31 protein-coding genes and 1 tRNA gene are annotated in these 23,321 nt (G+C 61.0%); 30 read left to right on the forward strand and 2 right to left on the reverse strand.

All coding sequences use genetic code 11. The annotated features are described in order from the left end of the window. Positions 1 to 62 precede the first annotated feature (62 nt). The 26 genes from DEI98_RS06425 to DEI98_RS06510 all read left to right on the forward strand — a co-directional run bounded on the left by DEI98_RS06425 (position 63) and on the right by DEI98_RS06510 (position 15,757). Positions 63 to 719, forward strand: a complete 657-nt coding sequence (locus DEI98_RS06425; RefSeq protein WP_111100259.1) for a DNA cytosine methyltransferase — start codon at positions 63 to 65, stop codon at positions 717 to 719. Between the two features lie 198 nt (positions 720 to 917). Continuing rightward, complete coding sequence (locus DEI98_RS18585) at positions 918 to 1,079, forward strand: hypothetical protein (RefSeq protein ID WP_181437963.1); 162 nt, start codon at positions 918 to 920, stop codon at positions 1,077 to 1,079. Beyond that, positions 1,079 to 1,906, forward strand: coding sequence for a hypothetical protein (locus tag DEI98_RS06430; protein WP_111100260.1), 828 nt, complete (start codon positions 1,079 to 1,081; stop codon positions 1,904 to 1,906). Before DEI98_RS18585 ends, DEI98_RS06430 begins: the two co-directional genes overlap by 1 nt. Then, positions 1,903 to 3,084 carry an AAA family ATPase gene (locus DEI98_RS06435; RefSeq protein ID WP_181437964.1) on the forward strand — a complete coding sequence of 394 codons (1,182 nt, stop codon included), beginning with the start codon at positions 1,903 to 1,905 and terminating at the stop codon, positions 3,082 to 3,084. The genes DEI98_RS06430 and DEI98_RS06435 overlap by 4 nt, the downstream gene beginning before the upstream one ends. Beyond that, positions 3,081 to 3,236, forward strand: coding sequence for a hypothetical protein (locus tag DEI98_RS19030; protein WP_375334810.1), 156 nt, complete (start codon positions 3,081 to 3,083; stop codon positions 3,234 to 3,236). Before DEI98_RS06435 ends, DEI98_RS19030 begins: the two co-directional genes overlap by 4 nt. After that, positions 3,233 to 3,664, forward strand: coding sequence for a single-stranded DNA-binding protein (locus DEI98_RS06440; protein ID WP_111100262.1), 432 nt, complete (start codon positions 3,233 to 3,235; stop codon positions 3,662 to 3,664). The genes DEI98_RS19030 and DEI98_RS06440 overlap by 4 nt, the downstream gene beginning before the upstream one ends. Before the next feature lie 91 nt (positions 3,665 to 3,755). Beyond that, entirely contained in the window at positions 3,756 to 3,896 is a 141-nt protein-coding gene (locus DEI98_RS18590) for a hypothetical protein (RefSeq protein WP_181437965.1), read from the forward strand. Between the two features lie 144 nt (positions 3,897 to 4,040). Continuing rightward, a complete protein-coding gene (locus DEI98_RS06445) occupies positions 4,041 to 4,235 on the forward strand; it encodes a hypothetical protein (RefSeq protein WP_111100263.1) in 195 nt (64 codons plus the stop codon). Beyond that, complete coding sequence (locus tag DEI98_RS06450) at positions 4,232 to 4,900, forward strand: hypothetical protein (protein ID WP_111100264.1); 669 nt, start codon at positions 4,232 to 4,234, stop codon at positions 4,898 to 4,900. The genes DEI98_RS06445 and DEI98_RS06450 overlap by 4 nt, the downstream gene beginning before the upstream one ends. 322 nt (positions 4,901 to 5,222) lie before the next feature. Next, positions 5,223 to 5,310: transfer RNA gene (locus DEI98_RS18595), tRNA-Phe, on the forward strand. Between the two features lie 260 nt (positions 5,311 to 5,570). After that, complete coding sequence (locus DEI98_RS18285; RefSeq protein WP_146243443.1) at positions 5,571 to 5,816, forward strand: hypothetical protein; 246 nt, start codon at positions 5,571 to 5,573, stop codon at positions 5,814 to 5,816. 514 nt (positions 5,817 to 6,330) lie between these two features. After that, positions 6,331 to 6,606 (forward strand): HNH endonuclease, encoded by a 276-nt coding sequence (locus tag DEI98_RS19035; protein ID WP_111100265.1) that lies wholly within the window; start codon positions 6,331 to 6,333, stop codon positions 6,604 to 6,606. Positions 6,607 to 6,783: 177 nt separating this feature from the next. After that, positions 6,784 to 7,071, forward strand: a complete 288-nt coding sequence (locus DEI98_RS06460; RefSeq protein WP_111100266.1) for a hypothetical protein — start codon at positions 6,784 to 6,786, stop codon at positions 7,069 to 7,071. Next, positions 7,028 to 8,506, forward strand: coding sequence for a terminase (locus tag DEI98_RS06465; protein ID WP_181437966.1), 1,479 nt, complete (start codon positions 7,028 to 7,030; stop codon positions 8,504 to 8,506). Before DEI98_RS06460 ends, DEI98_RS06465 begins: the two co-directional genes overlap by 44 nt. Next, a complete protein-coding gene (locus DEI98_RS06470; RefSeq protein WP_111100267.1) occupies positions 8,503 to 9,945 on the forward strand; it encodes a phage portal protein in 1,443 nt (480 codons plus the stop codon). Before DEI98_RS06465 ends, DEI98_RS06470 begins: the two co-directional genes overlap by 4 nt. Then, positions 9,899 to 10,573 carry a hypothetical protein gene (locus DEI98_RS18290; RefSeq protein WP_146243444.1) on the forward strand — a complete coding sequence of 225 codons (675 nt, stop codon included), beginning with the start codon at positions 9,899 to 9,901 and terminating at the stop codon, positions 10,571 to 10,573. Before DEI98_RS06470 ends, DEI98_RS18290 begins: the two co-directional genes overlap by 47 nt. 65 nt (positions 10,574 to 10,638) lie before the next feature. Continuing rightward, positions 10,639 to 11,142 (forward strand): hypothetical protein, encoded by a 504-nt coding sequence (locus DEI98_RS06475; protein ID WP_111100268.1) that lies wholly within the window; start codon positions 10,639 to 10,641, stop codon positions 11,140 to 11,142. A 23-nt stretch (positions 11,143 to 11,165) separates the two neighbouring features. Further along, positions 11,166 to 12,071, forward strand: a complete 906-nt coding sequence (locus DEI98_RS06480; RefSeq protein ID WP_111100269.1) for a phage major capsid protein — start codon at positions 11,166 to 11,168, stop codon at positions 12,069 to 12,071. 161 nt (positions 12,072 to 12,232) lie between these two features. Next, positions 12,233 to 12,706, forward strand: a complete 474-nt coding sequence (locus DEI98_RS06485; protein WP_111100270.1) for a hypothetical protein — start codon at positions 12,233 to 12,235, stop codon at positions 12,704 to 12,706. Further along, a complete protein-coding gene (locus DEI98_RS06490) occupies positions 12,706 to 13,119 on the forward strand; it encodes a DUF6093 family protein (RefSeq protein ID WP_111100271.1) in 414 nt (137 codons plus the stop codon). The genes DEI98_RS06485 and DEI98_RS06490 overlap by 1 nt, the downstream gene beginning before the upstream one ends. Beyond that, positions 13,112 to 13,501, forward strand: coding sequence for a hypothetical protein (locus DEI98_RS18295; RefSeq protein ID WP_146243445.1), 390 nt, complete (start codon positions 13,112 to 13,114; stop codon positions 13,499 to 13,501). Before DEI98_RS06490 ends, DEI98_RS18295 begins: the two co-directional genes overlap by 8 nt. Next, positions 13,498 to 13,941 (forward strand): hypothetical protein, encoded by a 444-nt coding sequence (locus tag DEI98_RS06495; protein ID WP_111100272.1) that lies wholly within the window; start codon positions 13,498 to 13,500, stop codon positions 13,939 to 13,941. Before DEI98_RS18295 ends, DEI98_RS06495 begins: the two co-directional genes overlap by 4 nt. A gap of 41 nt (positions 13,942 to 13,982) precedes the next feature. After that, complete coding sequence (locus tag DEI98_RS18600) at positions 13,983 to 14,147, forward strand: hypothetical protein (RefSeq protein ID WP_181437967.1); 165 nt, start codon at positions 13,983 to 13,985, stop codon at positions 14,145 to 14,147. Beyond that, the gene (locus DEI98_RS06500; protein ID WP_111100273.1) at positions 14,144 to 14,671 is read left to right on the forward strand and encodes a hypothetical protein; all 528 of its coding nucleotides are present in this window, start codon (positions 14,144 to 14,146) and stop codon (positions 14,669 to 14,671) included. Before DEI98_RS18600 ends, DEI98_RS06500 begins: the two co-directional genes overlap by 4 nt. Positions 14,672 to 14,762: 91 nt before the next feature. Next, positions 14,763 to 15,332, forward strand: a complete 570-nt coding sequence (locus DEI98_RS06505) for a hypothetical protein (protein ID WP_111100274.1) — start codon at positions 14,763 to 14,765, stop codon at positions 15,330 to 15,332. A gap of 59 nt (positions 15,333 to 15,391) precedes the next feature. Continuing rightward, on the forward strand, positions 15,392 to 15,757 hold the full coding sequence (locus DEI98_RS06510; RefSeq protein ID WP_111100275.1) for a hypothetical protein: 366 nt from the start codon (positions 15,392 to 15,394) through the stop codon (positions 15,755 to 15,757). Here the strand turns inward: DEI98_RS06510 and DEI98_RS06515 are convergent. Next, complete coding sequence (locus DEI98_RS06515) at positions 15,754 to 15,936, reverse strand: hypothetical protein (RefSeq protein ID WP_111100276.1); 183 nt, start codon at positions 15,934 to 15,936, stop codon at positions 15,754 to 15,756. The genes DEI98_RS06510 and DEI98_RS06515 overlap by 4 nt on opposite strands. Before the next feature lie 49 nt (positions 15,937 to 15,985). On the opposite strand from DEI98_RS06515, the gene DEI98_RS06520 reads away from it, so the two are divergent. The 4 genes from DEI98_RS06520 to DEI98_RS06535 are packed head-to-tail and all read left to right on the forward strand — an operon-like array spanning position 15,986 to position 22,950. Then, positions 15,986 to 19,762 carry a phage tail tape measure protein gene (locus tag DEI98_RS06520; RefSeq protein WP_146243446.1) on the forward strand — a complete coding sequence of 1,259 codons (3,777 nt, stop codon included), beginning with the start codon at positions 15,986 to 15,988 and terminating at the stop codon, positions 19,760 to 19,762. Continuing rightward, positions 19,759 to 20,742 carry a phage tail domain-containing protein gene (locus DEI98_RS06525; RefSeq protein WP_111100278.1) on the forward strand — a complete coding sequence of 328 codons (984 nt, stop codon included), beginning with the start codon at positions 19,759 to 19,761 and terminating at the stop codon, positions 20,740 to 20,742. The genes DEI98_RS06520 and DEI98_RS06525 overlap by 4 nt, the downstream gene beginning before the upstream one ends. Before the next feature lie 9 nt (positions 20,743 to 20,751). Beyond that, positions 20,752 to 21,828 (forward strand): hypothetical protein, encoded by a 1,077-nt coding sequence (locus DEI98_RS18300; protein ID WP_146243447.1) that lies wholly within the window; start codon positions 20,752 to 20,754, stop codon positions 21,826 to 21,828. 9 nt (positions 21,829 to 21,837) lie between these two features. Then, positions 21,838 to 22,950 (forward strand): hypothetical protein, encoded by a 1,113-nt coding sequence (locus tag DEI98_RS06535; protein ID WP_111100280.1) that lies wholly within the window; start codon positions 21,838 to 21,840, stop codon positions 22,948 to 22,950. 57 nt (positions 22,951 to 23,007) lie between these two features. Here the strand turns inward: DEI98_RS06535 and DEI98_RS06540 are convergent, their stop codons facing one another. Next, a complete protein-coding gene (locus tag DEI98_RS06540; protein ID WP_146243448.1) occupies positions 23,008 to 23,208 on the reverse strand; it encodes a hypothetical protein in 201 nt (66 codons plus the stop codon). Positions 23,209 to 23,321: the final 113 nt, after the last annotated feature.

The following is a 23,321-nucleotide window of genomic DNA, read 5'->3' on the forward strand; positions in this document are numbered from 1 at the left end:
CACGTTGTCGTCAGCATCACCGACGTTGAACGGCTAATCAACGCATCCATCTGGGGGGACGATTGAAGCCCCGACTGCTCGACCTGTTCTGCTGCGCGGGTGGTGCTGGCACGGGGTACGCACGTGCCGGCTTCGAAGTTTTCGGCATCGACATCGACCCGCAGCCGAACTACCCCTACGAGTTCCACCAAGCCGACGCACTCGAGTACCTGGCGGAACATGGACACGAGTTCGATGCGATCCATGCGAGTCCGCCGTGCCAGGGATACACGGCACTCAAGGCCGTGCACGGGAACGAGTGGCCACTACTCATCGAGCCGACACGTGACCTGCTCGACTCGATCGGCAAGCCCTACGTCATCGAGAACGTGCAGGGGGCACCACTTCGGCGCGACCTCACGCTCTGCGGCGAGATGTTCGGGCTGGGTGTCATCCGTCACCGGTACTTCGAGCTCGGCTACTGGTCCACACCGGAACCGCAGCACCTGACGCACCGTGGGCGTGTAGCTGGCTGGCGTCACGGACAGTTCTACGACGGCCCCTACTTTGCCGTCTACGGGCTCGGGGGCGGTAAGGGCTCGTTGCAGCAGTGGCAGCAGGCAATGGGCATCGACTGGACCAACGACAGGCACGAGATCGCAGAAGCAATCCCACCCGCCTACACCGAGTTCATCGGCCGGCAGCTACTCGCCCACATCAACCAGGAGGCAGCCGCATGACGGTTATCCACAGCAAATGTGCATAAGTGGGCGACTTGCCAACACCTACTCCACAAGGCCATTCGTACTTGTGTTCGGTAAAATTGAGACGGCCCCGGAAAGTGCGCGAACACGATTCCGGGGCATAACCCGAACACCTCAACAAAGGAACGAGCTATGTCGATCCTACCCGAGTCAGACAACAGACAGCAGATCGCATTGGGTCACCTCAAGCTGTGCCGTGAAGAGCTCGAGCAGGCCAAGCGGTCACGTGCCCTGTACGTCGACCTGGCACGCAAGTACGGCCTCAGCAACCAGGCCATCGGTGAAGCGCTCGGCATCACCGAGGCAGGTGTCCGTCGCATCATGGCGGACAGCTGATGGCGCGCGACAGAGCCAGCATCCGCCTCGACATGTGGGCAGACGAGGACTGGCGAAAGCTGTCCGCGGAAGCACAGCGCCTCTACATGCTGCTGCTGAGCCACCCGACTCTGAGCTACGCCGGAGTCGCCGACTGGCGGCCAGGGCGTATCGCTCAGCTGTCAGCCGACACCACGCCGGCAGACGTGGAGCGCGCCGCCAAAGAGCTCGAACAGGCTGCGTTCGTGCTGCGGGATGAAACGACCGAGGAAGTCGTCATCCGGTCATTCATCAAGCACGACGGGCTGATGAAGCAGCCCAAACTCGTCGTGTCCATGACGACAGCGTTCGCCGCGATCGCTTCCAGCAAGATCCGCGAGGTGGTCGCGTTCGAGGTGCAGAAGCTCCACGACCGAGACAAGACACTCAAATGGGAGGTTGGCCAGGTGCAAACCGTGCTCGCCGCCAAGGGTTCCCCGATAGCAACGTTTACCCATGCGGTTACCCCTGGCTTTACCCATGCAGTTACCCCAAAAGGCGGGCACGGCCAAGGGTTGCGCACTACTACAGCTACTACTACAGCTACGGAAGCTTCGCTTCCTGCAGGCGATGAACGGATCAAGGAAACAAGATTGCCGAAGGACTGGGCACCGACCGCAAGCCACCTCGAGCTCGCCAAGAGCCGCGGAGTGAACATCATCGCGGAAGCTGACAACTTCCGACTGCACGCCGAAACACACGACCGCCACGCAGCGCGATGGAACGCTGCGTTCACCACCTGGCTCAAGAAGGCCAAGCCGTCCGGACCCAACGGGCGCGTTGACCCTGACGCATGGATGAACGCATGACGGGCACCCAGGCCGAGCAGAACCTGCTCGGTGCAATCATCCGCGACCCGCTGCAGGCTGGCCGAATTCACGGCATGGTCGCCTCCGGTGATTTCTCGGATGCACGCATGGGTGTCATCTTCGACGGCATCATGGAACGTCTCAGCCGTTCCGACGCCATCGACGCGGCCATTGTGGACACAGCACTCGCAGGCTGGGGTGTTCGCGGGTTGGAGACGGAAGTCTTCACCTGGGCAGACCCACTGGTGTACTCGTTCGCGGCACCGGAGTACGCAGCCGGTGTCCGAGCTGATGCGGTCCGACGCGAGTCTCGAAGCATCGCCAACACGATGCAGGAAGACCTCGCGGCAGGCGCACCGCCAATGGACGCCGCGTCAATGGCCCTCAACAGGCTCCAGACGCTCGTTGACGGGCACAGCACAGGCATGCTGCAGACCAAGACGCTCGCGGAGATCCTGGCCGGCTCAGACGCCTATGACTGGGTGATCCCGGAACTGCTCGAACGCAAGGATCGACTGATCGTCACCGGCCCTGAGGGTTCGGGGAAGACGACGTTTGTGCGACAGCTCGCTGTTCTCGCATCGGCAGGCATCCACCCAACATCGTTCAAGCCGATCGACCCGGTGAAGGTACTCGTGGTCGACGCCGAGAACACCGAACGGCAGTGGCGACGCGCAGTCCGATTCACCGCCCGTCGAGCTCAGGAAGTTGGCGCAGTCGATCCCGGCCTGGCAATCAACATCGTCGCTGGGAACCGCATCGACATCACCCGCGGTTCGCACCTGTCGGAGATCCACCGGCTCATCGATCGCCACAAGCCCGATGTCCTGTTCATCGGGCCGCTGTACAAGCTCGTCCCCAAGGCGATCAACAACGACGACGACGCAGCCCCGCTCATCGTCGGACTGGACTCGCTGCGCGAACGAGACATCGCACTCGTCATGGAAGCGCACGCCGGCAAGTCAGCGTCCGCTACTGGTGAGCGCGACCTACGCCCTCGAGGGTCAGCTGCACTGCTCGGCTGGCCTGAGTTCGGTTTCGGTTTACGACCCGACCCGGATGGGACGGGAGACATGAGGACGGTTGCCGTGTCGCGTTGGCGCGGTGACCGAGACGAGCGGGCATGGCCGAAGCGGATGATCCGTGGCGCGTCGTGGCCGTGGGAGCCAGTGCAATGACCAAAACAACCACCGTCACTCTGCGCCTCACCCCGGACGATCGGGACTTGGCGCAGCAGCAGGCAATCAACCACTACGAGTCGTTGTCGGAGTACATCAGGCGACTCGTTATCGAAGACGCCGCACGAGCGGCACGGAAGGCAGCAGCATGAGCAAGGCAACCATCACCGTCGAAGGTTTCGTCACCAAGGATCCGGAGCTTCGGCAGCACAACGGCAAGTCCGTCATCGCCGTAGACATCGCACACACCCCCCGCAAGAAGGACGGCGACCAGTGGGTTGATGCGGGCGAGACGATCTGGTTCCAGGCGTCGTTCTGGGAACGTGAAGCAGAAGCCATCGCAGCCTCCGTGCGGAAGAGCACACTGGTGACTGTTACCGGGCAGCCCGAGTTGAACCTGTACCAGCGTCAGGACGGCACCACGTCGGCAACGGTACGCATCAAGTTCGGCACCCTCGGCATCATCCCCCGCGAACAGCAGTACCAGCAGTCGTCGCCGACACCGCAGCAGTCGACGCAGGCGCAGTCAGGCTCATGGGACACGGCGGGGCAGATTGCGGATGCTGAGGTGCCGTGGTGAGCAGCGGATGGCAGCGGGATGTCAAACGGCTGCGACTGGCACTCACTCGCTGGTACGTGGTCAATGTGTACCGGCCGCTAAGGAAGGTCAGGTGGCCGCGTTGATCCACGACACCTGCCCAACATGCGGCCCCATCTGCGGCCTGCTCGAGTTCAGCCGACCACTCGAAGAACGCGACGACTGGCTGGATGAAAAAGTCGTCGTCGAACGGCCAGGAGGTGACGATGCCTGAAACGATCGAGCAACGCATGCGACGGTGGCTACTCGAAGAAGCCACACGTAACGGCCCGGAAGTCACAACGACTCCCGGGCCGTCTTCTGTTCAACGGTGGCCACTGGGACGTGGAACTGACGCCGCATATTTGGAGGAAGAACGATGAACCCCTGGATCATGGCACTCGTGGTGCCGCTCGCGCTGGTGGTAGCGGTGGTTGGCTTATTGATGCTGTCCAAGCTTGCTGATTTCGTAGCAGATCGGACCAGCACATTCTGGGGCGGCTGCGTGATCGCCAGCCCTTTCGTGATTGTGATGTACTTCGTCGGAGTTGGCGCGCTCGGAGGTTTCAATTGACCGACAGCCGCCTACTCGACGCCATCGACACCCTCACGAAGCCGACCGTCGTCAACGTGAAGCAGACAACCGACGACGGCGAATACCTGCGCACCGTCCCCGTCGAACACCCCGCACTGCTGCAACAGTTGGCTGATGCTGTCGTACCATCCGCCGGCAACGATGGCGGATCCAAGTCGGCGTCCGCACGTGAACGCAACGTCATCGACTCCGACGCACTGTGGGAGCTCACGAAGATCCAAACAGAACTCCGCGACTGGCTGCGACATGAACTGACCGCGTACGACCGCAACGACCTACCCGCGTCACTCCGGCGCTGGTACGTCAGCTACGACGCACAGACCGCATTCAACGACGAACTCACCGAATGGCACGTCCGCGAACTGCGCCGCTGGGAACGCACCATCACCGCCAAACTCGACCGCAACGTGAAACAGATCCCCACCGGCTACCTCTGCGTCATCTGCAAAGACCAGCAGTGGGTCGACCAGGACGGCGAACGGCAACCCGCACGGCTCATCCTCTCCTACCGCAAGGACGAAGACGGGCGGACGTCGGAGGAACAGGTAACGTGCCAGAGGTGCAGAACCAGGTGGGACTCGATGGGTGCGATCGAGGAACTTGGGGAAGAACTGGCAGAGGTAAGTGAGAGGATGAGTGCATGACGCTACGAGTGAAGCTTTGCCCATACTGCCGGGGTAATGGGTACACAGGCTACTGGGCGGGAACGAAGCAGATTTGCACCGGTTGCCGGGGAATGGGTGAAGTGACTTGCGACTCGCACCCAGAATCGGATACCGCAACCGACTGATATCGGCTATGCTGTAACCGCGTAGCACCATTGTGTGCTCCACCAGGCCATCAACCTTCGGGTAGGTGGCCTTACTTGTTGCCCGCTCGCCCTGATTATCGCAACGATCAGGACGCACGCAGGTGACTGTATACGTGCTCGTGGCCCCTGAGACGCATAAGGGGCACCCAAATCTTGCAAGCGGGGAGCAGGTAGCCGCTGGGCTGGTATCTGCGCGGCGTTGAACGCGCCGAGGATGTGAGTTCGAATCTCACACCGCTTGTGACCACGACACATGTTGGGCATGTGTCGTACCGCCGACGAGTGGGCAAGCTCAAATGGTCAGAGCCACAACGCCTCGACCAAGCCTCTGCCCACTCGATCGTGCACCCACATTCTTCCCGTCCGTCGCCAGTCGTCTCAACAACATGACTAGCCGGCCCCTGCCAAGACGCCACACAGGCCAGCGCGGGTGAGGCACGGCACAACATGAGCACACGCGGCTCGAGTGACGGACGGGAACTCACCACACATCGGAGGCTGCAATGCTCGACGTGCCACTCTCAAGCGAGATCGACGGGCATGTACTTCAGGTTCCCGTGACCGAAGCAACAGCCAAGGTCATCAACGACGTTATGAACAGCCTGCACGAAGAGATCGAAGTACGTTGCGCCACCAAGGGCGTCAACATCAACGCAGTCCTCGTGCCCACCTGGTATCGCGTCGTCGAACTCGACGAACTCGACATGATCGTTGATGGCTCCCGTGCACTGGCTGAAGAAGCCGCATGATGAGCGCCGGGGTTGGCCTGGCCATGTTCGTATGTGCGTGCTTTCTGTCGGCAGTACTGCTCCTGCTCCCGCAATTTGTAGACGCCATTCTGGATGACGCTCTAGACATGTGCCGTGATGCGGCCGGTGCTTTCATCCAATGGATCCGCACAATGGCGTACGGCCATGAACGATGACGACTCGCTGAGCTCACACCGTGTCCGGTCGAACGTCTGGCCCACACAACAGCACACACCACCTGCGTTGATCGCAGCCATCGACGCCGTGTTCGAACAACCCATCGAGGATCGTGACTGATGACCAAGCGTGAACGTGCGTGGCAGAACGCAGGCATCATCACCGTCATCGTCTGCGTCATCATCATCGCCTGGTCAACAGTGCACATGATTGCGACCGCAGCATGGTGAGCACATGCGCACAATGCGGTGCCGAATACCCCAACGCATCAGCCGCACGCTACTGCTGCAACGATAAGCCCCGACCATGGGATGACGAACACTAGTGGGGTTGACGCATGACTGAGCGCAACAGTGCGCAAGCTAAGCGTGCACGTGCCAGGCTTCGAGCCACGGGTGCGAGCTGCTACCTCTGCGGCTCGAGTATCGATTACAAGCTACCGATGACTGACCCGAAGTCATTCGTCGTTGATCATGTCGTACCTCTCGCAAAGGGAGGTCAAGATGCGCTAGCCAACATGAAGGCAGCGCATCGAAGACGTGACTGCAACAGCAAGAAGCGGGCCAGAATCGTCGCGCCAATCGTGCGGCGAAGCGGCTCACTCAACCGCTAAGCGGCAACTTGTACCAACCAACTTGTACCAAGTCGACGGTGTTGGATGGTGGGGGGATGCCCCCTCTCGCGCGGCTCCTGGACCTCCGGGGCTAGCGACCGTCCCCCTCCCACCTTTTTTCCAATGGCTTGTACCAACCCCATCTGACTTGTACCAACCTCTGAGGCGGTGATACGCATGGCTGCACCGAAGCTCCGAGCTGTCACTGCGGATGACAAGCCGGCCCGGCCGCTGTCTCTGACTGAGGCCGCTGCGGCGAATGACACTCGGGCGATGTTGGTCGCTTCTCGGCGTCGGATTGCTGTTGCTGTTGAGGATCCGAATACACCGGCTCGTGACTTGGCGGCACTGACAAAGCGCCTCATGGAGACGGCCCGCGAGATCGACGCGTTTGACGCTCGAGAGTTGGAGGCGGAAGCGCATGCCGACGTCGAAGACGGCAAGTTCGACGCCGCGGCTATCTGAGGTTGCCCGCCATGTGGTGATGCCTTCAGGCATCGTGACGACGGCTTGGCCACGTGTGGTGGCGAAGTGCGCTGAGATGGGTGTTCGGTTCGATTCGTGGCAGCACGGTGTCGGTTCGATCGCTTTGGGAAAGCGCAAGGATGGCAAGTACGCGGCGACTGTCGGCGGAGTGGTGCTGAGCATCCCACGCCAGGTCGGCAAGACGTTTTTGGTCGGCATGATCATCATTGCCCTTTGCGTTCTGTTCCCCGGTTTCACTGCGCTCTGGACGGCGCACCGTACCCGCACGGCGACGATGACGTTCGCTTCGCTGCAGGGGATGGTGAAGAAGAAGAAGATTTGGCCTCATGTCCAGGCGATCCGTTCAACGAACGGCGAGCAGGAGATCCGGTTCCGCAACGGTTCGGTGATCATGTTCGGAGCTCGTGAGGCTGGCTTCGGCCGCGGCTTTGACAAGGTTGATGCTGAGGTTTTCGATGAGGGTCAGATTCTGACCACGAAGGCGCTCGAGGACATGGTTGCTGCGGCGAACCAGTCGCAGCAAGAGGCCGGCGCACTGCTGTTCTTCATGGGGACGCCGCCGCGCCCGTCTGATCCTGGCGAAGAGTTCACGAATCGTCGTAGCAAGGCGCTGTCGGGTCGGAATAAGAACATCGTATACGTGGAGTTCTCGGCGGATCCGTCTGCTGACTCTGACGATCATGAGCAGTGGGCGAAGGCGAATCCGTCGTTCCCGTCTCGCACCCCGGTCGAGTCGATCGAGCGCATGCGGGAGAACTTGACGGACGAGGACTCGTTCCGCCGTGAAGCTCTTGGCATCTGGGACCCGACCGAAACAGCGCGGGTCATTGATGAGCACTCGTGGAATCTGGTCGCCGATCCGGCGTCGATGGCTGTTGAGCGGTTGTCTTTGGCGATCGATGTTGCTCCGGATCGTTCGGTGGCTTCGGTGTCGTTCGCGGGTAAGCGTCCGGATGGCCGTTGGCACGTCGAGATGGATGAGCAGCGTAAGGGTGTGGATTGGGTTCCGGCTCATATTGAAACCCTCTCGAAGAAGAACCGTCTTCACGCTGTTGTGGTCGATGAGATGACGGGTCTTGTGGAGAAGCGGAAGAACGGGCGTTGGTACTTGAAGGGTACGGATGTCGTTGTGACTTTGGCTGCTGCTGAGGGTCGTGATATGGCGGTTGCTTGCGCGGCTTTGTTCGATGGCGTGATGTCGCAGCAGTTGTTCCATACGGATCAGCCGCAGGTAAATGTGGCGTTGTCGGTTGCTCGTAAGCGTCCTTTGGCTGGTGCGTGGGCTTGGAATCGGAAGGACGCGATGTCTGACATCACTCCGATTGTTTCGGCGTCTTTGGCTTTGTGGGGTGCGCAGAACGAGAACGTGAAGCGTCAGGGTAAAACTGGATCCAGGATGGCGGTGGTCATGTGACTGAGCAGATCCGGATCTCTGATCTGACCGACGATGAGACTCGTACGCTGAATCTACTGATTGAGCAGCTGGACAATCGCGCGCCGCGCAACCTGCGTCGTGCGTCGTATTACGACGGCAAGCGGGCTGTCCGTCAGGTGGGGAATATCATCCCGCCGCAGTATGAGGATCTTGCGCTTGCTCTCGGATGGACCGCTAAGGGTGTAGACGGCCTTGGTCGTCGGTGCAACATTGACCGGTTCATTTGGCCATCTGGTGACCTTGATTCTTTGGGTATGCAGCAGCTGCAGGACGACAATTCGCTGCTTTCGGAGCTTGCTCAGGGGCGCACTGATTCGCTCATCAATGGCGTCTCGTTCCTGGTTGCGACTCGTGGGGTGGATGCGGACGAGCCGTCTGCTCTGGTGCATGCACGTAACGCACTGAATGCGACTGGTGAGTACAGCGTCCGTGGTCGTCGGCTCACGAGCTTCCTTTCGGTGACAGCGCGCAAGGATATGCGTATCACGGGGTTCGTTCTGTATCTGCCAGATCTGACGATCAGCGCAGAGCAGGATGAGGGAAACCGGTGGGTTGTTGAGCGCTCGGAGCATTCGTTCGGTGTCCCTGTGGAACCTATGGTCTACAAGCCGTCATCTGAGCGCCGCATGGGCCGTTCGCGAATCTCGCGTCCGGCGATGTCGCACCAGGATGCGGCGCTTCGTGCGCTGATGCGTCTTGAGGCGCACATGGACATCTACGCGATCCCGAAGATGGTCATGCTTGGCGCTTCGGATGATGTGTTTAAGAACGCTGACGGGACGATGAAGCCTGCTTGGCAGCATGTCATGGGCCGCGTATTGGGCATACCTGACGACGAGGAAGCGGCGACCCCGCGTGCCACGTTCGAGCAGGTGTCGCCTGAGTCGCCGCAGCCGCACTTGGCGGATCTGAATGCGCTGGCGAAACTCGAGGCTCGTGAGTTCGATCTTCCGGACCAGGACTTCGCGCTGACTGACATGGCGAACCCCACTTCGGAAGGGTCGTATGTGCAGGGCCGCGATTCGTTGATCGCGGAGGCTGAGGGTGCAACTGACGAGTGGTCAATCCCCATTAAGCGTCAGGTGATGCGCGCTCTCGCGATGCAGAACGGGCTCGATAGTGTTCCGGATTCCTGGAAGACGTTGGCTCCGAAGTGGCGGAACCCGCTGTACCTGTCAAAGTCGGCTCAGGCTGATGCGGGGCAGAAGCAGATTGCTGCGGTTCCGTGGTTGGCGGATACGGATGTGGCGCTTGAACTTGTGGGTCTTGATGATCAGCAGATTGAGCGGGCTCTGGCGCAGAAGCGCCGGCAGGCGGGACGTACAGTGCTCGAGGCGCTGGCGAACAAGACGACGACGCAGGAGGCCGTGAATGCCGACAGCGTTGGAGTCCCGGCGGGCGCTGACTCTAGTAGCTGATGTCGCCGTATCGACTTCTCTGCAGCTGCTGCGGTCGACTTCGGGTAGTGCGGAGCAGCGCCGGTATGACCTATTAGGGGGCATACCGGAGGTCGTTTCGTACTACCAGGATGGTTCTGCTGCTTTGGCTGCGGATTTCTACGACGATGAGCGTGATCTGGCTGGCGTTGCTGGTTCGTTTACGACGGATTTGGTGATCGTTGATCGCACGGTGAAGTTGCGTCGTGCGATTGCGTGGTCGGCTGAGCCGTTGTTCGACGGTGACGATGTTCTGGCGGGTAACCGTCTTGCGGGTGTTGTGCAGTTGGAGACGGCGCGTTCTTATCGGGATACGGTGACGGGCAACACGGAGCGGGATCCGCAGGCTGTCGGGTGGCGTCGGGTGGCGTCGGGTGGATGCAAGTTCTGCGCGATGCTCGCTGCTCGTGGCGCTGTGTACACGGCGAACACGGCACGTTTCGCAGCGCATGAGCATTGTCATTGCACGGCCGCTCCGGCGTTTGTCGGTTATGACGGGCCGGAAGCTTCGACGGTGCAGTATGTGGCGTCGAAGAAGAATCGCACGCCTGCTCAGCGGGCTCAGTTGCGTGAGTACTTGAACGAGAATTTCACAGACCTCCCCGGTTGACGGGGGAACGCTACGGCCGCGTCTAAGGCCGGTCTGATGTCCGACGGGACAGAAACGGGGAACCGATGAGTGACACTGCGAATGCCGCTGAGGGTCAGGTCGAATCGACCGAAGACAAGGGTGGCGAAGAGCAGGGGCAGGCGTTCACGCAGGCTGATGTTGACCGGATCGTAAAGGACCGGCTTGCCCAGCAGGCGAAGAACAAGTTCGGTGACTACACCGAGCTGAAGACGCGCGCTGAATCAGCGCAGACGCTCGAGCAGCGTTTGGCTTCGCTGGAAACGGAACTGACTACTACACGTACGCAGGCGCTGAAGACCAGCGTCGCGGCGAAGTACGGAATCAGTACCGAGCCTGGCGAGAATGGCGCACCTTCGGACGCTGACCTGTTTCTCACTGGTTCAGATGCCGACTCTCTCACGGCGCAGGCTGAACGGCTTGCGGCGCGTGTAGCAGACCGGAAGAAGAACGGAAACGTCGCACCCAAGGAGGGTTCGACTACCTCGATGAGTAAGGCCCGCTCTCCGTGGGCCGGCGTCATCGATCAGCTTGATTCGCGCAAATCGTAGCGCGCAAAACTTAGGAGAAACACATGGCAGATACGCTGCAGAGCGGGGATCTTCACTTCCCGACTCAGATCGCTGACGGCATCGTTGAGAAGGCGAAGACCGGTTCGACGGTTGCTGCCCTTTCCGGGCAGGAGCCGATGCGCTTCGGCAACGTCGACATCATCACCTTTGATGATGACCTTACGGCGGAGTTCGTTGAGCAGTCGGCACCGAAGGGTTCGGATGACGCGAAGCCCTCGTTCGTCACCGCCACGCCGCACAAGGCTGTGGTGCAGTTCCGCACTTCGGACGAGTTCAAGTGGGCCGACGAGGACTATCGGACCGGTATCCTTGACCGCTTCGGCGACAAGGTTTCGCTGGCACTCGCCCGTGCTCTCGACCTGGGCCTGTACTACCGCATCAACCCGCGCACCGGCACTGCGGTGACCTCGTGGACGAATTACCTCAACTCGACCACGAAGCGCGTTGAGACTGGCGCTGCTGCTGACATCGACTTCGAGTCCGCTGCTGGCCTCGTCATCGGTGCCGGCTACGGCGTGAATGGTGTCGCGTTCGACCCGCAGTACGCGTGGACGCTGTCGACGGCTCGCTACGCGGACGGCCGCAAGAAGTTCCCTGAGCTCGGCCTTGGTGCTGGGATCACGAACTTCCAGGGCGTCAACGCGGCTGTGTCGACCACCGTTTCGGGGAAGCCGACCGATGGCAGCGTGACTGACAACAAGGTTCGCGCGATCATCGGCAACTTCCAGTCTGGTCTGCGTTGGGGTGTTCAGCGGACGATCCCGTTCCGTGTTCTCGAGTACGGCGACCCGGACAACACGGGCCGTGACCTCGCTGGCCACAACGAGGTTCTGCTGCGCGCGGAGGTCGTTTACGGCTGGTACGCGTTCCAGGATCAGTTCGCGGTGATCGAAGACAAGGTCGCCTAATGCCTCGGTATCGCAACGAGGCAGGCTCCATCGTCTCGGTCGATGAGGCTCTTGCTGAGTTGATCGGCAAGAACTGGGAGTCGCTGGACAAGCCGGAGGCCGTGAAGCGGTCGCCGGGTCGTCCTAAGAAGTCGGACGCGTAGTAAGGGAAGGGGGCGGTCATGTCGGTGACGCCTGACACTATTGCGGTTGCTCTTGGGCAGACCGCCCCCGAGCCGGATTCAGTGCAGTGGAAGCAGTGGGAACTGTGGATCACTGACGCTGAAATGCTGATTGAGACTCGGCGGCTCGAGGCAGTGCCGGTGCCAACAATCGACGATGCAAAGATGGACTACGTGGTCCGTGAGGCTGTTGTCGCGCAGGTGAAGAAGCCGGACGATGCGACGCAGGTGACGATCTCGGTTGATGATGCGTCGTCGTCGCGGACGTACCAGTCGGGTAAGGGTCGTGTGACGATCCTCGACGAGTGGTGGACGCTGCTTGGGCTCACTGAGTCGAACGGTGGCGCGTACTCGTACGACACGGTGGGGGCGGCTATTCGGCACCTTCCTTGGTGCGATCTGATGTTCCTTGGGTCGTCGTGTTCGTGTGGCGTCAACCTCGCAGGCCGGCCCGTTTACGGATTCGGGTACTGATGTCGTTGCGCAGCGATGTGGAACGCCTGCTACCGGATTTCCGTGCGAACGCGGAGTCGTTGATGACGGACACTGCTCAGATCGGGTTTGAGGTTCAGTCCACTGAGATGGACGGGTCGGGTGAGTATCCGGCTGTGTTCACTCCGGTGTATGACGGCCCGTGCAGGTTCAAGGCGGGCAACGTGCAGGCGTCGGACGTTGAGGCGTCTACGCAGCTGCTGGTGTCGCAGCTGGCCACTCTGAGCCTGCCGATCGGTTCGTCTGTTGATGTGCAGAACGGCATGCAGGTGCGGGTGACTGGTTCTCTGACTGATCCTGCGCTTCCTGGGACGGTGGCTCGGATTGAGGCCCCGTTCCGTTCGTCGTATGCGACTGCTCGTCGGTTTGCAGCGAGGGTGGTGTCTGGTGGCTGATGACCTGAGTTCTCTTGCTCGTGATCTCGGTGAGATCCCGAAGGCGACTGCACCGTTCGTTCGTAAGGCTGTCGAGATTTCGGCCCGTAACATCAAGGATCTGATCCGTGATGAGTACAGCGGCGCTCGAGCTCTGCCTGGTGCGTCTCGGTCGATCTCGTATGACTTGCATGGCAGCACCGGTTCGCGTTTGGGCGGTATCAGTGCGGAGATCGGTCCGGAGCTTGGCGGGCAGGGTTCCGTTGTGGGTCTGGTCGATGAGGGTGCGCCTCGCACGCCTGGTCGTAAGCGAATCCCTAAAGCTTTGCAGAATGAAGCGCCTGGCTTCACTCAGGGCATCGAGCGCGCTATCGATGACGGCTTGAAGGCGGCGGGACTGTGACGACGATCGCTGAGAAGAACGCGTTGAAGGCTCTGCTGCTGTCGGACACTGAGTTCAAGAAGACGGGGAAGCTGTTCGAGGGTCGCGCTGTCGGTGCGGATGGTAAGCCGATCGCGGGTACGTGGTATCTGACGCTGCAGGTTGGCGCGGATGACGATGTGCAGGATCGTGTGACTGGCGGTCAGGTTGTCCGTGATGCGTCGGTGACGTTCCAGTGTTCTGGTTCTACCCCGGATCAGGCGCAGTGGGTGTCGGAGCGGCTGGATGGCGTTCTGCGGCCTTTCCGTCGTGGTGTGCGCCTGGTTGTACCGAGCACGCGCACTGACCCTCTGAGGCGCGATTACGTGTCCCCGGTGCAGATCGATTCGGATGTGTCGCCTCCGATGTGGTTCCAGACCGTTGAGTATTCATTCCGGTCCCAACCGATCCCCACTACCTAACCCCGCTTCGGCGGGGTTTTTGCATGTAAGGAGCGATCCGCATGGATGACAACCACGTCCTCGTGGTCGGCCCGAACGGTCGGCACATGGAAGTTCATAAGACCACTCAGGCGCGTCTGCCTGAGTTCTTCCCGCTCGTGGGAGAGAAGCCCTCCGTGACCACGGATGGGAAGAACGCAGACAAGAAGAAGGAGCCTGCAGAATGATCAACAAGGGATCGCAGTCACTGTCCGTCGGTACCGAAGGTCACCTGCTTGTGATGGCGGCTCCGGCTTCCATCCTGACGGCGGGTAAGACGCTTAAGGACATCACGGTTACGCAGCTGAATTCGGCTGCTTTTGTGGACATCACTTACGACCTCACCGCTGGTAGCGGTTGGGCTGAGACGACTTCGCAGGAGCGAATCACCGATGACCGCCTCACGTCGAAGGACACCTTCAGCCGTGGTGGCAAGAAGTCCAGCGAGCTGAGCATTCAGTACATCTATGGCGACCCGACCAACGTCGCTGACCCGCTGTTCGTTGAGGACGAGAACTACGTCTTCGCTGTGCGTTGGGCGACGGATCACGACGCCGATATCACCTCGTCTGGGGAGTTTGACCTTTGGCTGAACCAGGCCGGCGTCAAGCAGCGCGATCAGGCAGCAGCGAACTCGGTCTTCACGAAGACCCAGCCGTTCTACCCGCTCGCGAAGGTCGAGCGCGACGTCACCCCGGCTACTGGTTCCTGACCTAGCTGGTTTCTAACTCCCGTGCGGGCAGTCTCACTCCTGCCCGCACGGGTTCACCTTTTCTGAGTGAGGTCGAGTGAGGAACAGACTTATGGGTACGTTCGACGAGAAGCTTGCTGCGGCGAAGGCTAAGCCGCGTCCGTTCAAGACGGTGACGGTTGCGCTGGACGATGATGTTGCGGCGCGTCTGTCTGAGGTTGAGGACCAGATTGAGGCTGAGAAGCAGAAGCCGGATGATGGCCGCCTGGCGAAGTCGTCGCCGCTGACGAAGCTGCTGAAGCAGGCTGATGAGATCCGTGCGCAGTTCGCGGATTCGCTGGTTGAGCTGAAGTTCGAGCGGCTGATCGGCGAGGGCTGGTCTGACCTGACGTTGAACAACCCGCCGCGTGCTGGTGTGCTCGCGGACATGTACTTCCAGTACGACTGGAACGCGGTGACGCGGCATGCGGCTATCGACAGCGGTGTGATCCTCGAGGGTGAGGATGAGCGCGAGCTGACGGGTGGGCAGTGGGAAGACCTGTTTGGCGTCATCTCGGGCGGCGATCACCGGCGTATCGCTGATGCGATCTTCGCGCTCAACGAGGGTGACTCTGCTCGGGCGGTGGAGGTGGGAAAAGCGCTGCGCGCCGTAGCCCTCGCCTCCGAGAAGAAGTCCTCCTAGCTGCGGACCTTGGTGTCGCCCCGCGCGTGCTGCGGGGTTGGACGCCGGAGGAACGGCATGTGCCTGTCTTCGATGACGACGGGGTGCTGTTGTACACGCGTGTTGAGCGGGAGCCGGAGTGGACGCCAGATCAGGTGTCGCTTGTGTTGGGTGTGCGTGCGTACCAGTCGCTCATTGGGCCGCACGGGCAGCCGCGTGACGAGGCATGGTCGCCCGATAGTGACCCGTCCAACCGGGATGGGAAGCGTGTCTACCGTGCGGGCCTGCCGGTCGTCACGCCTGAGGGGAACACGATCTACGCACCAGTTATCGACTGGGCGGAACGTGCGCAGGCTGACGCGATGGACGCTTACAAGAAGGCTGCCGGCGAAGGCGCGAACTTGAGCGGTGTCGTGTTCCCGGTGCAGGCGATCGAGCGCGACTAGCTCTTCGCGGCCTTGATGATCAGCCACGCCAGAAGCATGACGACGCCGAGGGCGATCGGGATGAGCGGCTGCCCGCCGGCCGTCCACACGAAGACACCAACGACGAGCAGGACGACGCCGATGACGAGCAGGTACATGCCTGCGAGCCCGGCGGTCGCGTTCGTCTTCTGTTCGGTCATGCGCTGATCGTACGCCAATTCGACCGGCCTGTGTGGCCCCATTGTGGAGGTGGTCATCATCGCTGAGCGCGTGGTGAAAGTTACGATCCAGGCCTCTATTGCGAACTATGTCTCTGGAATGGAGAAGGTTCGTAAGGCTACGGCTGATGCGGCTAAAGAGTCGGAGAAGCTCGAGAAGTTCGGGCAGGCTGCGACTTCTGTTGGTACTGCTCTGGTTGGTATCGGCGCTGTTGCTGTTGGGGCTTCTGCTGTCATCGTGAAGATGGCGGCGGATTTCGATGCGCAGATGTCGAAGGTGCAGGCGGCTACGAATGCGTCTGCGGCGGACATGGGTAAGTTCCGTGAGCAGGCTCTGACGGCTGGTGCTGCGTTCGGTTACACGGCGACTCAGGTGACTGAGGCGCAGGTTGAGCTGGGTAAGGCTGGCCTTGCGACACGCGACATCCTCGGCGCTGGCCTGACGGGTGTTCTGGCTCTGGCTGCGTCGGACAACGTGGATCTCGGTAAGGCGACGCAGATCGCTGCGGTCGCGATGAAGCAGTTCAACCTTGAGGGCTCCGACGTTCCTCACATCGCTGACCTGCTGGCTGCTGGTGCCGGTAAGGCGCTGGGTGGCGTGCAGGAGCTCGGCGACGCGTTGAACCAGTCTGGTCTGGTTGCGTCGAACTTCGGCTTCTCGATCGAGGAAACGACGGGCGTGCTGTCGTCGTTCGCGGATGCTGGTCTGCTGGGTTCTGACGCTGGTACGTCACTGAAGAGCATGTTGCAGATGCTGGCTAATCCGTCGAAGGAGTCGGCGCAGCTGATGAAGTCCCTCGGCATCAACGTCGAGGATGCGAATGGTTCGTTCCTTGGTGCGGCGGACATCGCTCAGGTGCTGCAGGAGCGACTGTCGGGCCTGTCGGATGCTCAGCGCCAGCAGGCTCTGTCGCAGATTTTTGGTGCGGACGCGGTTCGTGCTGCGACGGTTCTGTACAAAGAGGGTGCTGACGGCATCCAGCAGTACATCGACCAGAACAACGACGCTGGCTACGCAGTCGACCAGGCGGCGAAGAAGTCCAACAACCTTAACGGTGACTTGAAGAAGCTGCAGTCGGCGTTCCAGTCTGGGCTGATCGAGGCGGGTACTGCTGCGAACGGTGCGCTTCGGCCGCTTGTGCAGACGATGACGCAGGTTGTGACGGCGTTCAACGGGCTGCCGGAGCCGGTGAAGGGTTCCGCTCTTGCGCTGACGGCGGTCGTTGGTGGCGCAACGCTTCTTGCCGGCGGACTGCTCATCGCCATCCCGAAGATCGTCGAGTTCCGGGCCGCGCTCTCCACCCTTCGCGATGGGGGCATCACTGCCCGTTCGTCGCTGAGTGGTGTGCTGAAGTTCCTCGGTGGCCCGTGGGGCATCGCCCTGTCTGTCGCTGCTGCGGCAGCTGTGGTGTTTGCGAACGCGCAGCTGCAGTCTGCTCAGTACACGCAGACTCTGCGGGATTCTCTGGATTCGACGACGGGCGCGCTGACGAAGAACACCAAGGAACTGGTGTCGAACGCTCTTGCAGCTAAGACGTCGTTCCTGGGTATCGAGGTTGCTGGGTCGTCGGCGTTCGATAAGGCGAACCGTCTTGGGCTGTCGCTCGAGACTGTAACGAAGGCTGCTCAGGGCAACACGAAGGCGTACAAGGAACTGCTCGCTGTCCAGAAGGACATCCGCGGCAGTGACGACAACGACTACATCACGAAGAAGTACGGCGAGGGTCTGTCGGATGCGTCGGGCGACATCACCGAGCTTGTGCAGTCGGTGGAGAAGCAGCGCGAAGCTATGTCGTCTGCACGTGACCAGGCAGATCAGCTGGCGGACGCGAATGGTGAGGCTGGCGATACTTCGGACGAGGCCGCGTCTGGCCTTGACTCTCTTGCGCAGTCGGCAGATGACGCAGCGCAGTCCATCTCGGACACTACTGATGCCATCAAGGACTTCAACTCGGTGCAGCTCGATGTGAACTCGGCTCAGCGGGACTTCGAGGCGTCTATCGATGCGGTGACGGACTCCGTGAAGGAGAACGGTCAGTCGCTTGATGTGTCGACTGAGAAGGGTCGCGCGAACGCTGCGTCGCTGGATTCGATCGCGCAGTCCACGCTCAACTATGCCGGTGCGCTGTACCAGCAGACGGGTTCTCAGGATCAGGCTACTGGCGCTCTTGAGAGTGGCCGTTCGTCGCTGATCGCTGCGCTCGGTCAGTACGGTGTGACTGGTGCTGCTGCTCAGCGGTATGCGGACAAGATCCTGGGCACGCCGAAGGACTGGGCGACGTTGTTCCAGAACAACGCGCCTGAGGCGGGCGCGAAGGCTGACGGCTATCGGGCCAAGTTGGATGCGCTGCCGGCGGAGAAGCGCACACAGATCAATGCTGCGACCGCTCAGGCGCAGTCTGCGATTCAGAGTGTGCTCAACTCGCTCGGGTTGGTGCAGTCGAAGACCATCACGATCACGACGAACCAGGTGACGGTTGCGACGAAGCAAAACACTAATGGCGTTTTCAAGGCGTCTGGTGGTCATGTTCGCGGCCCTGGCACGGAGACGTCGGATTCGATTCCTGCGTACTTGTCGGATAACGAGTATGTGATTCAGGCTTCGTCGGTTCGTAAGTATGGGACTGGTTTCCTGGACCGGGTGAATGCTGGCCGGTATGCGGATGGTGGCCTTGTTGGTCATTACGCCGCGGGTGGTTCTGTTGCTGCTCAGAAGGCTGCTAAGGAACGCCAGGAGGCTCGCGAGAAGGCGGCTAAGGCGCGTGTTGAGGCCCGTGAGAAGGCTGAGGCTGCACGTCTGGCTCGGCAGACGGACTACTACCAGTTCCGTACGTCGATGCGTACGGGTTCGCTGACGGGGATGTCTGCCGTGCAGGGTGCGTTTGGTATTGCGACGGATGCGAAGTATCCGGAGCGTTATCGGAACTCTGTTGCGCGTATCGCTGGTCGGTCCGAGAAGGCAATGATCAGGCTTGAGAAGCGTTCGGATTCTGCGTCGAAGGCTGTTGAGAAGGCGTCGGACAAGCTTGACGGTTTGAAGTCTTCTGCATCGTCTATGTCGTCGTCGATTTCCGGCAAGCTGTCGGATTTCTCGTATGGCGACTACCGCTCGAGCACGTCTCTGCTGCGTGGCTTGACGTCTCGTGCGTCGAAGCTGAAGCAGTTCCAGGCGCTGCTGGTGACATTGCGGAAGAACGGTCTTGCACCGGCTCTTCTGAATGAGGTTGCGTCGTTGGGTGTTGATGAGGGTCTGCCTCTGGCGAAGTCGTTGGCGGCATCGTCGAAGTCGCAGATCGCGGCTATCAATACGCAGTACGGGTCGATTGGTAAGACCTCAACGCAGATCGGTAACCAGGTGGCGGATGCGAACTTCGGGAAGCTGATTTCGGCGGCTGAGAAGCAGCTGCGTTCGGCGAACAAGAACGCGGCCTCGATTACGAGGGCTATCAGCACTGAGTCGCGGAAGCTGCAGCGTCTGATTGGTAAGGCGCTGGGCGTTCCGGGGTATCAGGTTGGTGGGTACACGGGCGATGGTGGTGCGGGTCAGGTTGCCGGTCTGGTGCATGGTCAAGAGTTCGTCGTGAATCGGTATGCGACTGCTGCGAATCGCGGACTACTTGAGGCCATGAACCAGGGCGGCAACGTCCGGTACATGGATCCCACACGGATCGTGCAGGCCGCTCCTGCTGCTGGGAACACGTACGAGCAGAAGAACTACATCACGCCGATCGAGGGCGTCGACCCGAAGACGGTTACGACCGTGCTGGGTCGTGAGCTCGGTCGTCAATTCGCTGGGATGGTGTCATGACGACTGTCGATTTCGGTGGTGTGACGTTCGATGACCAAGCCTGGTCGGGGTTTACGTTGTCGAAGCTTGTGGGCTGGTATGACGGAGCGCCGGCCCGGTATCAGGCTGATTCACGTCCGCAGGCGCATGGGTCGTTTCGGCCGGGAACCATCTACCGTGACCCTCGGGTTGTGTCGGTGGAGGGTTCCTGGTCGGGCGATTCGCTTGAGGATGCGTATGCGGCTCGTGATGTTCTTGCGGGTCTGATGTCGGATGGGCAGGAGGCCACGTTCACTGTCACGGATCCTGTGGATACGCGGTGGGCGATGGTTGGGCTGTCGAATGCTCCGACGATGGATGACGGTTTGTTCCAGCCGTTTTTCAAATTCGCGTTCGATGTGATTGCTGCTGATCCGTTCCGTTATGGGTCCGTGGTTTCCTCTTCGACTGGTGTTCCTATGCCCTCGTCGGGTCTTGTGTGGCCGCTTGGCGTGGATGGTGCGACGTCGCCGACTGATGGCTTGTACCCGGCGACGTATTACGTCCGCGATCAGGCGAATGAGGGTTTCTACTTGACAGAGGGTTTGACTCCGGCGGGGGATGGCACGTATCAGCCACGCGCTGTTGTGGCTACTGGGAAGTTCTTCGACTGGGGGACGCCGGGTGTGAGTGGCCGCGTGTTGGCTGCGAATCCTGGTACGGCGGAAACCACGTCGATCCTCGAGGTGACTGGTGGCTTGTCGTCGGGTTTCGAGCTGACGTGGGTTCCGACTGGTCAGCGAATCCGGTTCCAACGGCCGATCGATTCGACTGAGACGGTCCGCATCGACCCGCGCACTGGCCGCGCAACAGTGAACGGTTCCGACGTTACTGGGTTCTTGACTGTTTCGGAGTGGTGGACGGTGCCGGCGAAACGGTCTGCGGAAATCCAGTTCACCCCATTGGGAACGGTCACGGGGACACCTACTTTCACGGCGCTGACTGCGCCCGCTTTCGTTTAGGAGACACGGATGGCTCTGAGTAATGGTTTCGTGACGACGGCGGGCACGACAGCTCTCGACGCACGTCAGATGGATGTTGTTCGGCTGATGCGCCAGGCGGCGGGTAACACTCGCACTGGCGTGGTGTTCACCCCGCGGACCGATGGCACCTTGTGGACGACGAACTCGAACATGACAATTACTATCCCGGACCGGGCTGCGTTCGCTGTTTCGCGGGGCACTGCGGACGGCGTTGCGGTGCTGTACAACAACGGTGCTGCGACGGTTCAGCTGGATCCTGCACCTTCTGCGAACAGCCGCTATGACGTCATCTACGTGCGTCAGAACGACACGGAAAAGGGGGATGCGAACAGCCTGCCTGTGTTCGGCGTGGCGAAGGGTACTGCTGCTGCGTCGCCGACCATTCCGGCCGTACCTGTTGGGGCGCTTGCATTGGGCAACCTGCTGATCCCTGCAAATGTGACGGGCACGAACGCTTCCGGGGTGGTGTCCTCTGCTACTGCGGGGTTCACGACGTTTGGGGGCGCGGTCCGCTACCGATCGACCGGCACCCTGATGTCCGACTCGGCGAACCTGCCGAACGGGACGCTGCAGGTACTCGACGTAGATGGCATCTCAACCCAGCTGTGGGCGTCGATCAGTGGCGGGCGTTCACAGCGCATCGACGCTGACACGTTTGTGGTGATTGACGGCAGTGGCACGAAGGGTTCCAACACGGATCTCCTGACGCTGGGTGGGACGATTACCCGGTACTCGTCGTCGGATACTGCCGTGTTCCCGACGCGCTCAGATGGCACGATCGGGCCGATCACGGTCGGCGGTTGGTATGACGTCACCGCGGCAGTGTCGTGGACGTCGACCGGCAACGGGGAACGGTACGTGTCGATCACGCAGAACGACACGGAAGGGTCCCCGCCGATCGCCACCCGCGTCGGCTCTTCGTCTGGCATGGCCCCGTCGAACACGACTGGCGTTCTGTCGCTGAACGTTGGCGACTACATCAAGTTGAAGGCGTGGCAGACGTCGAACTCGACACTGACGTACAACTTCCGGTTCAGTGCACGGCTGAAGCGCGCCAACAACTAGGGGGCTCCGATGGACTGGTTCATCGGCGACCTGCTCACGGGCCGCATCTCAACGCACCTGCGGGTGAAAGACGGCAACTGGTCGACTGCTATCAACGATGCCGGTTCGATCAGTGCCACGGTCCCCCTCACTGACCCGGACATGCGGGCGTTGGACCTGCAGAACGTGGCGACGGTTGGTAAGTCGTTCCTTGGCGTCGCCGTCAACGGCGTGATCCTGAACGCTGGCCCAATCTGGACGCACGAATGGGACCGTGACAGTGGCGAACTGCAGTTGACGGCGACGGGCATGTGGTCGTACTTCGATCACCGTGTCCTCATCCCCGTGCTGAAGGGCACTGAGACGCCATTTGACGTGGAGACGTACTACGAGAACGTTTCCCTGATGACGGTCGCACGTCGACTCGTTGCGCAGGCACAGGCGCACACGGGCGGCAACGTTCCCGTGGTGCTCCCGGCGGAAGTGTCGGGTACGGAGACGCGCGAGTACCAGGGCGCTGACCTTCAGCTCGTCGGCGACGCACTCAACGACTTGGTGGCTGCGGACAACGGTCCTGAGATCGACTTCCTACCACGGTTCAAGTCCGACACCCGGTTTGTGGAGTGGGTGATGCGCGTCGGCACACCGTCGCAGCCGCAACTGTCCGGCACCAACACGCACGTGTGGGACTACGGCGTCGGGCAGACCAGCATCAAGGGTCTGCAAGTGAAGAAGGACGGCTCGAAGCTGCAGGGCCGTACCTGGGGTACAGGTGGTGCTGCGGCCGCGTCAACCATGTTCTCCACGTACACGAACACGAACCTGCTCGCTCAGGGGTATCCGCTGCTCGAGCTCGTTGATGCGTCCCGGACAGTGGATGAGCAGACGCAGTTGGACGCGTACGTGCGGGAGAACGCACGGACTGGTTCGAAGCCGGTCGAGTTCTGGTCGTTCCAGGTGCGTGCCAACGAGTCGCCGATGCTGACCGAGTACAGCAAGGGCGACTTCTGCGTGGTGAAGATGCGCGGCGACTGCTACCTGCCGGATGGTTCGTATCGTCGGCGCATCACGAACCTGTCGGGTGATCAGGACAACCGTTGGGTGTCTGTCACGACCGGCGAAACGTACTCGTTGACTGGGTGAAATGTACGCCCGACAGAATGAACAGCGACCACGCAACCTGCCACCCACGTCGTTCGCTCACTTCGCGTCCTTCTTCCATCGCATGATCGTGTTGGTGCTCATCCCGGTGAACTCGGCCAGGGAACGGACGGACGCACCGTGAGCGTGCGCGGTGAGGACGGCTTCCCGGATGGCTGCCCCGGCAGTCTCGGCCGCTGTCATGGCGTCCCGAATCGCCTGCTCGTCCTCCGCTGTCAGCACACGCTTCGGGTTACCCACACAAGGAACTGTAGCGGCATCCGACACGGAGCCGTCACGGTTGCGGCGGGGGGTGACGCTAGCCATCTTTGCCTTCCACGATCGGAGCAGTTGTGCATGGGTACCACCCGCGC

The sequence above is a fragment of the Curtobacterium sp. MCLR17_034 genome (genome assembly GCF_003234485.1).
Lineage (GTDB): Bacteria > Actinomycetota > Actinomycetes > Actinomycetales > Microbacteriaceae > Curtobacterium > Curtobacterium flaccumfaciens.

Excerpts from the sequence above, each read along its gene's own strand:
- DEI98_RS06480 (WP_111100269.1), top strand. The coding sequence starts at position 11,166 with ATGGCAGATACGCTGCAGAGCGGGGATCTTCACTTCCCGACTCAGATC.
- DEI98_RS18290 (WP_146243444.1), top strand. The coding sequence starts at position 9,899 with ATGCCGACAGCGTTGGAGTCCCGGCGGGCGCTGACTCTAGTAGCTGAT.
- DEI98_RS19030 (WP_375334810.1), top strand. The coding sequence starts at position 3,081 with ATGACCAAAACAACCACCGTCACTCTGCGCCTCACCCCGGACGATCGG.
- DEI98_RS06465 (WP_181437966.1), top strand. The coding sequence starts at position 7,028 with ATGCCGACGTCGAAGACGGCAAGTTCGACGCCGCGGCTATCTGAGGTT.
- DEI98_RS06460 (WP_111100266.1), top strand. The coding sequence starts at position 6,784 with ATGGCTGCACCGAAGCTCCGAGCTGTCACTGCGGATGACAAGCCGGCC.
- DEI98_RS06445 (WP_111100263.1), top strand. The coding sequence starts at position 4,041 with ATGAACCCCTGGATCATGGCACTCGTGGTGCCGCTCGCGCTGGTGGTA.
- DEI98_RS06505 (WP_111100274.1), top strand. The coding sequence starts at position 14,763 with ATGGGTACGTTCGACGAGAAGCTTGCTGCGGCGAAGGCTAAGCCGCGT.
- DEI98_RS06490 (WP_111100271.1), top strand. The coding sequence starts at position 12,706 with ATGTCGTTGCGCAGCGATGTGGAACGCCTGCTACCGGATTTCCGTGCG.
- DEI98_RS06515 (WP_111100276.1), bottom strand. The coding sequence starts at position 15,936 with ATGACCGAACAGAAGACGAACGCGACCGCCGGGCTCGCAGGCATGTAC.
- DEI98_RS06430 (WP_111100260.1), top strand. The coding sequence starts at position 1,079 with ATGGCGCGCGACAGAGCCAGCATCCGCCTCGACATGTGGGCAGACGAG.
- DEI98_RS18600 (WP_181437967.1), top strand. The coding sequence starts at position 13,983 with ATGGATGACAACCACGTCCTCGTGGTCGGCCCGAACGGTCGGCACATG.
- DEI98_RS19035 (WP_111100265.1), top strand. The coding sequence starts at position 6,331 with ATGACTGAGCGCAACAGTGCGCAAGCTAAGCGTGCACGTGCCAGGCTT.
- DEI98_RS06435 (WP_181437964.1), top strand. The coding sequence starts at position 1,903 with ATGACGGGCACCCAGGCCGAGCAGAACCTGCTCGGTGCAATCATCCGC.
- DEI98_RS06500 (WP_111100273.1), top strand. The coding sequence starts at position 14,144 with ATGATCAACAAGGGATCGCAGTCACTGTCCGTCGGTACCGAAGGTCAC.
- DEI98_RS18300 (WP_146243447.1), top strand. The coding sequence starts at position 20,752 with ATGGCTCTGAGTAATGGTTTCGTGACGACGGCGGGCACGACAGCTCTC.
- DEI98_RS18285 (WP_146243443.1), top strand. The coding sequence starts at position 5,571 with ATGCTCGACGTGCCACTCTCAAGCGAGATCGACGGGCATGTACTTCAG.
- DEI98_RS06440 (WP_111100262.1), top strand. The coding sequence starts at position 3,233 with ATGAGCAAGGCAACCATCACCGTCGAAGGTTTCGTCACCAAGGATCCG.
- DEI98_RS06525 (WP_111100278.1), top strand. The coding sequence starts at position 19,759 with ATGACGACTGTCGATTTCGGTGGTGTGACGTTCGATGACCAAGCCTGG.
- DEI98_RS06475 (WP_111100268.1), top strand. The coding sequence starts at position 10,639 with ATGAGTGACACTGCGAATGCCGCTGAGGGTCAGGTCGAATCGACCGAA.
- DEI98_RS06485 (WP_111100270.1), top strand. The coding sequence starts at position 12,233 with ATGTCGGTGACGCCTGACACTATTGCGGTTGCTCTTGGGCAGACCGCC.
- DEI98_RS06535 (WP_111100280.1), top strand. The coding sequence starts at position 21,838 with ATGGACTGGTTCATCGGCGACCTGCTCACGGGCCGCATCTCAACGCAC.